The sequence below is a fragment of the Streptococcus mitis genome, assembly GCF_000722705.1.
GTDB lineage: Bacteria > Bacillota > Bacilli > Lactobacillales > Streptococcaceae > Streptococcus > Streptococcus mitis_P.
Genome location: NZ_JPFW01000007.1, coordinates 499,370 through 505,369, shown reverse-complemented (window position 1 = coordinate 505,369; position 6,000 = coordinate 499,370). Strand labels below are relative to the sequence as shown.

Here is a 6,000-nt window from a genome sequence, read left to right as displayed (position 1 = left end):
TAAGCATTTTAGGGTGATAAGACGGGCGACCAAAGGCATGATAGAAGGCGTGGAAGTGACTATCCTTCAAGGTATTTACCACTTTTTTCAATAGTAAAGACAAGATGGTCTTGTGGCAAGAAGGAACTGATTTCTAGTGGTAAAGTTGTTTGATTTGTGTTATAGTGAATATGCATGGGATAGCCTTTCTAAATGGTTTATTAAGCAATTCTATTTTACCAAGACTATCGCAACCATGCAAAAAAGCAACGGCAAATCCGTTGCTTTTTTTGGAGAAAAGAGACTATTGTCCCAGTCTCTTTTAATCGATTATTTTTTCTCAAGAAGAGCTTTGATTTCTTGAAGTACTTCCAACTCAGTTGGAGCAGCTGGAGCTTCCTCTGTAACTTCTTCTTTCTTAGTAAGGCTTTGAGCTTTTTCCATAGCTTTAATAACAAAGAAGAGGACAGTACCTACAACAAGGAAGTTGATAATAGCACTCAAGAATTTACCATATGTAACACCATTCCATGCAAGCTCAGCGATGTTTTGTACTTTCGCAGCTTCCAAGGCTGGATTCAATAGAAGTGGAGTGATGATATCATTAACAAAAGAAGTAACGATAGCACCAAAGGCAGAGGCAATGATCACACCGACAGCAAGGTCAACAACATTACCACGAAGCAAAAATGCTTTAAGATCTTTTAACATTTTCATAATTCCTTTCCAAAATTTTTACTATTCATTATATATTAATTAAGAAAAGCTTGCAAGATATATGCTCAGAAATTTTATTTGTTAAAAACATAGACCTTACTTAAAATATAATTAAGAATAATTATTGATATTTGTGCAAGAACTGTTTCGATTGCATTGATTTTGTCAAGACTTTCATTTACGAATTGTCCTATGATATGAGGGAATTGAGTCACAAACAGAAAAGTAAAGAGCAAATCTAACAGAAAAGTAGAAAGGCGAGCAAGAGAAAATTTCACTAGACGCTTAGGCCAATTCTTCCTTTCTTGCTTAAACACGATAGTATCATTTGTGATAAAGGCAAAGAGAATACCGATAATATTTGCTAAAGCAGTAGCAAGAAGTTCCTGATGACTTAGTTGATAAATGACTAGTCGTGAGAGAATCGAAACTAGAGTTGTCGCAAAACCAAAAAAGAGATAAGCTAAGATTTCATTGTTAAAAAATTTTTGAATACGAATTTTCATGTTTTAAGTATAGCACAAAGCAAGTTATTGTGCTATACTGGTAAGGTTGAATGAATCAACCCTTGGTGCTTAGCTTCTTTCACCAAGCATATTACACGCGGGCAACCCGCCAAAGGAGAAAAGATGAAAAAATTAACTATTCGTGACGTAGCAGATATTGCAATCGTTGCTGCTATCTATGTTGTTTTGACTGTCACACCGCCCCTAAATGCCATTAGCTATGGTGCTTATCAGTTTCGTATTTCAGAAATGATGAACTTTATGGCTTTTTACAATCCTAAGTACATCATCGGAGTTACCATCGGTTGTATGATTGCTAATTTCTTTAGCTTCGGACTGCTAGATGTCTTTGTTGGTGGTGGATCAACCCTAGTATTCCTCAGTCTAGGTGTTTGGCTTTTTGCAAAATACAGTAAAGATTACCTCTTTAACGGATTAATTCGAAAAGATCATTTCTTCTTTTCAATCCTCTTTTCAATTTCCATGTTTACTATCGCTGCAGAGTTGAATATTGTAGCGCAATTACCATTTTTCCTTACTTGGTTTACAACAGGAATCGGTGAATTTGCCTCATTGATTATTGGAGCGATTATTATCGGTAAAATTGGTCGTCGCATCGATTTAAGCAAATAGAACAAGATAAGCTGGGTGCCTCTTACCTGGCTTTTTCTTATGGAAAATTTCTAAGGAAACTTGACAAGTTTTTCTGATTATAGTATACTTTTCAGGTAAGCTGATTTAGCTCAGTTGGCAGAGCGCATCCATGGTAAGGATGAGGTCGCCGGTTCAATCCCGGCAATTAGCATGAAAGAAACAGAAAAGCCCTTGATTTACAAGGCTTTTTGTTATGTCTGCCCCAAATTTTTCAAAGATACTTCTTATGCACCTGTGTAAAAAAACTAAAGAGTCTCTACTGTTGACAAAAGTTATTCTCTTTAGTAGAATAGTAGATGCGATGAGTCGATAGGTAGTCTTCGGACTGCTATTGAGCATAAGGAGGTCATAACGCAGGAGCGGACCTTGATGAGTTGTGTGAACCTGCTCATCACATGAAGATGCCTCTTAGTCCTTGGTCTAGCGACCGGGGATTTTTATTTTCCAAAAAATGATGAAAAAGCTTTGCAATTCATGGAAAAAGTAGTATAATACATCTATTATAGAAATTTTTAGAAAATTCCGAAAGAGGTTACTTATGGGATATACAGTTGCTGTAGTCGGCGCGACAGGTGCTGTCGGTGCTCAGATGATAAAAATGTTGGAAGAATCAACACTTCCAATCGAAAAAATCCGTTTACTTGCTTCTGCACGTTCAGCAGGCAAGACTTTGAAATTTAAAGACCAAGATATTACGATTGAAGAAACGACTGAAACAGCTTTTGAGGGAGTTGACATTGCTCTCTTTTCAGCAGGTGGTTCTACATCAGCTAAGTATGCACCATACGCAGTTAAAGCTGGAGCAGTAGTAGTAGATAACACATCTTATTTCCGTCAAAATCCAGATGTACCATTGGTTGTTCCAGAAGTCAATGCTCACGCACTTGATGCCCACAACGGGATTATTGCTTGCCCTAACTGTTCGACAATCCAAATGATGGTGGCACTTGAGCCTGTTCGTCAAAAATGGGGCTTGGATCGTATCATTGTTTCAACTTACCAAGCCGTTTCAGGTGCTGGTACGGGAGCGATTCTTGAGACACAACGTGAACTTCGTGAAGTTTTGAATGATGGTGTGAAACCGCGTGATTTGCATGCGGAAATCTTACCTTCAGGCGGTGACAAGAAGCATTATCCTATCGCCTTTAACGCTCTTCCACAAATCGATGTCTTCACTGACAATGATTACACATACGAAGAGATGAAGATGACTAAGGAAACTAAGAAAATTATGGAAGATGACACCATTGCAGTATCTGCAACATGTGTTCGTATTCCAGTCTTGTCAGCTCACTCTGAGTCAGTTTATATCGAAACAAAAGAAGTGGCTCCAATCGAAGAAGTTAAAGCAGCTATCGCGGCCTTCCCAGGTGCTGTTCTTGAAGATGATGTAGCTCATCAAATCTATCCACAAGCCATCAATGCAGTTGGTTCACGTGATACCTTTGTTGGTCGTATCCGTAAAGACTTGGATGCTGAAAAAGGAATCCACATGTGGGTTGTTTCAGATAACCTTCTCAAAGGTGCTGCTTGGAACTCAGTTCAGATTGCAGAAACTCTTCATGAACGTGGCTTGGTTCGTCCAACTGCCGAATTGAAATTTGAATTAAAATAGTTATATCGTTTAGGAGTTCAGATGAACTCCTTCTTTGAAATAGAGAGGTGTTTTCATGTCTTATCAAGATTTAAAAGAGTGTAAAATCATCACGGCCTTTATTACCCCTTTCCACGAGGATGGTTCCATCAACTTTGATGCCATTCCAGCTTTGATTGAGCATTTGTTAGCCCATCACACAGACGGAATTCTTCTTGCAGGGACGACTGCTGAGAGTCCGACTTTGACCCACGATGAAGAGTTGGAACTCTTTGCGGCTGTACAAAAGATTGTTAATGGACGTGTTCCTTTGATTGCGGGTGTAGGTACCAATGATACACGAGACTCAATCGAATTTGTCAAAGAAGTAGCAGAATTTGGTGGTTTCGCAGCTGGACTTGCTATCGTACCTTACTACAACAAACCTTCTCAAGAAGGAATGTATCAGCACTTTAAGGCGATTGCAGACGCTTCTGACCTACCAATTATTATCTATAACATTCCAGGGCGTGTGGTTGTCGAATTGACTCCAGAAACCATGCTTCGTTTAGCTGACCATCCAAATATCATCGGTGTTAAAGAATGTACTAGCTTAGCTAATATGGCTTACTTGATTGAGCACAAGCCAGAAGAGTTCTTGGTCTATACTGGTGAGGATGGAGATGCTTTCCATGCCATGAATCTTGGTGCAGATGGGGTTATTTCTGTTGCATCCCATACAAATGGGGATGAGATGCATGAGATGTTTACTGCCATTGCAGAAAGCGATATGAAGAAAGCTGCAGCTATTCAGCGCAAGTTCATTCCTAAAGTCAATGCCCTCTTCTCTTATCCAAGTCCTGCTCCTGTTAAGGCGGTTCTTAACTACATGGGATTTGAAGCTGGACCAACTCGTCTACCTCTTGTTCCAGCACCAGAAGAAGATGCCAAACGCATTATCAAGGTTGTTGTAGATGGCGACTACGAAGCAACTAAGGCAACTGTAACAGGTGTCTTAAGACCAGATTACTAATAAAGACTATAAAATCCATGACCGCAAGAATGATCATGGATTTTTCTTATTTTCCTAAACAGAATTGGCTAAAGAGTTGGGTAATGAGTTCATCTGGAGCAGCATCCCCTGTGATTTCTCCGAGGATTTCCCAAGTACGAGTCAAGTCAACTTGAAGCAAGTCAACTGGCATACCTAGTTCCAGCCCTTCTTTAACAGCCTGTAAGCTTTCGACTGCTTTTTCAATCAAGGAAATATGACGGGCATTTGATAGGTAGGTTGCATCTTGCTCAACCAAACCAGCATTTTCAAAGAAGAGGTTGTTGATTCTCTCTTCAATCTTATCGATGTTTTGATTTTTAAGAACTGAAATACGGATGACATCTTCAGGGAGTTCCGAAGTTTCAATCGCTTCAGGCAGGTCTGTTTTGTTAAGCAGAATAATGCGATTAGTATCTTGGCTGACTTCTAAGAGTTGACGATCTTGGGCGGTCAGTGGCTCGCTAGCATTTAGCACTAGCAGAACCAAGTCAGCTTCCTTGAGGGCTTTTTTGGAGCGCTCGACACCGATTTGTTCTACAATGTCATCTGTTTCACGAATTCCAGCTGTATCAATCAATTTGAGAGGTACACCATTGATGTTGACGTATTCTTCGATGACATCTCGAGTAGTACCAGCAATGTCTGTAACGATAGCCTTGTCCTCACGCAAGAGGTTGTTGAGAAGGCTTGATTTCCCAACGTTGGGACGGCCGATGATGGCAGTTGAAATTCCTTCACGGAGGATTTTACCGCGACGAGCTGTCCTAAGCAGATTGGTTAGCAACTGTTCAAACTCTAGAGTCTTCTCGCGGACAACAGCAGTAGTGGCTTCTTCAACATCGTCATACTCAGGATAGTCGATATTGACCTCGACTTGGGCAAGAGTATTGAGGATTTCTTGCCGAGTATTATTAATGAGGTCAGAAAGGGAGCCGTCTAATTGCTTAACTGCAATGTTCATGGCCTTGTCAGTTTTGGCACGGATGATGTCCATCACCGCCTCAGCCTGTGTCAAGTCTACGCGACCGTTTAGAAAGGCACGTTTAGTAAATTCTCCAGGTTCTGCCAACCGAGCTCCTTCACGGATAGCCAGCTGGAGAATCTCATTGGTTACCGCAATCCCACCGTGGGTGTTGATCTCGATAATATCCTCACGAGTGAAGGTCTTTGGAGACTTCATAGCCCCAACCATAACCTCGTCCATAACCTTACCAGTTTGAGGGTCAACGATGTGACCGTAGTTAAGAGTGTGGCTAGCAACCTGACTCAAGTCTTTCCCTTTAAAAATTTTTTGCGCAATGGTAAAACTGTCAGTTCCGCTCAAGCGGACAATACCAATGGCTCCTTCACCTAGTGGAGTAGAGATAGCAGCGATGGTATCAAATTCACGTGTAATCATAATATTTCCTTTAATTAATAGCTCTTTTCTTGGAAATTCTTCCAAGTATCCTTTCAAATTGTAACAAATTTAAACTATTTCTTCAATGGATGCCACTTGGAGATTGAAAAAGCCTAAG

The 6,000-nt window shown here is 40.3% G+C and carries 7 protein-coding genes, 1 tRNA gene, 1 pseudogene and 1 riboswitch; of the genes and pseudogenes, 5 read left to right on the top strand and 4 right to left on the bottom strand.

Going from position 1 to position 6,000, the window contains the following annotated elements:
• Positions 1–176 (bottom strand): annotated as a pseudogene (locus tag SK642_RS11200) (IS1182 family transposase); the annotation flags it as partial.
• Between SK642_RS11200 and SK642_RS10925 the strand changes: the two are divergent.
• Positions 137–343 carry a hypothetical protein gene (locus tag SK642_RS10925; protein ID WP_235230856.1) on the top strand — a complete coding sequence of 69 codons (207 nt, stop codon included), beginning with the start codon at positions 137–139 and terminating at the stop codon, positions 341–343. The pseudogene SK642_RS11200 and the gene SK642_RS10925 sit on opposite strands and share 40 nt — an antisense overlap.
• Here SK642_RS10925 and mscL read toward each other — a convergent pair.
• Both mscL and SK642_RS05180 read right to left on the bottom strand, forming a co-directional pair.
• The gene (gene mscL / locus SK642_RS05185; RefSeq protein ID WP_033683653.1) at positions 310–690 is read right to left on the bottom strand and encodes a large conductance mechanosensitive channel protein MscL; all 381 of its coding nucleotides are present in this window, start codon (positions 688–690) and stop codon (positions 310–312) included. The two genes, SK642_RS10925 and mscL, sit on opposite strands and share 34 nt — an antisense overlap.
• Before the next feature lie 80 nt (positions 691–770).
• Positions 771–1,202 (bottom strand): GtrA family protein, encoded by a 432-nt coding sequence (locus tag SK642_RS05180; protein ID WP_033683650.1) that lies wholly within the window; start codon positions 1,200–1,202, stop codon positions 771–773.
• Between the two features lie 28 nt (positions 1,203–1,230).
• Positions 1,231–1,328: riboswitch (PreQ1 riboswitch) on the top strand.
• On the opposite strand from SK642_RS05180, the gene SK642_RS05175 reads away from it, so the two are divergent.
• The 4 genes from SK642_RS05175 (at position 1,326) to dapA (ending at position 4,462) form a co-directional block, all read left to right on the top strand.
• Positions 1,326–1,835, top strand: coding sequence for a QueT transporter family protein (locus tag SK642_RS05175; protein WP_000737072.1), 510 nt, complete (start codon positions 1,326–1,328; stop codon positions 1,833–1,835). Its footprint overlaps the riboswitch before it by 3 nt.
• Before the next feature lie 99 nt (positions 1,836–1,934).
• Positions 1,935–2,007: transfer RNA gene (locus SK642_RS05170), tRNA-Thr, on the top strand.
• Between the two features lie 387 nt (positions 2,008–2,394).
• Positions 2,395–3,471 carry an aspartate-semialdehyde dehydrogenase gene (locus SK642_RS05165; RefSeq protein WP_033683649.1) on the top strand — a complete coding sequence of 359 codons (1,077 nt, stop codon included), beginning with the start codon at positions 2,395–2,397 and terminating at the stop codon, positions 3,469–3,471.
• Between the two features lie 55 nt (positions 3,472–3,526).
• Positions 3,527–4,462: a 4-hydroxy-tetrahydrodipicolinate synthase gene (gene dapA / locus SK642_RS05160; protein ID WP_000121608.1), complete on the top strand. Its 936-nt coding sequence runs from the start codon at positions 3,527–3,529 to the stop codon at positions 4,460–4,462.
• Between the two features lie 46 nt (positions 4,463–4,508).
• On the opposite strand, the gene mnmE is transcribed toward dapA, so the two are convergent.
• Entirely contained in the window at positions 4,509–5,882 is a 1,374-nt protein-coding gene (gene mnmE, locus SK642_RS05155) for a tRNA uridine-5-carboxymethylaminomethyl(34) synthesis GTPase MnmE (RefSeq protein WP_033683648.1), read from the bottom strand.
• Between the last annotated feature and the right edge of the window lie 118 nt (positions 5,883–6,000).

Bases quoted from the DNA above. Each gene is read 5' to 3' on its own strand.
- mscL (WP_033683653.1), bottom strand. From the start codon at position 690: ATGTTAAAAGATCTTAAAGCATTTTTGCTTCGTGGTAATGTTGTTGAC.
- SK642_RS05180 (WP_033683650.1), bottom strand. From the start codon at position 1,202: ATGAAAATTCGTATTCAAAAATTTTTTAACAATGAAATCTTAGCTTAT.
- SK642_RS05175 (WP_000737072.1), top strand. From the start codon at position 1,326: ATGAAAAAATTAACTATTCGTGACGTAGCAGATATTGCAATCGTTGCT.
- SK642_RS05165 (WP_033683649.1), top strand. From the start codon at position 2,395: ATGGGATATACAGTTGCTGTAGTCGGCGCGACAGGTGCTGTCGGTGCT.
- dapA (WP_000121608.1), top strand. From the start codon at position 3,527: ATGTCTTATCAAGATTTAAAAGAGTGTAAAATCATCACGGCCTTTATT.
- mnmE (WP_033683648.1), bottom strand. From the start codon at position 5,882: ATGATTACACGTGAATTTGATACCATCGCTGCTATCTCTACTCCACTA.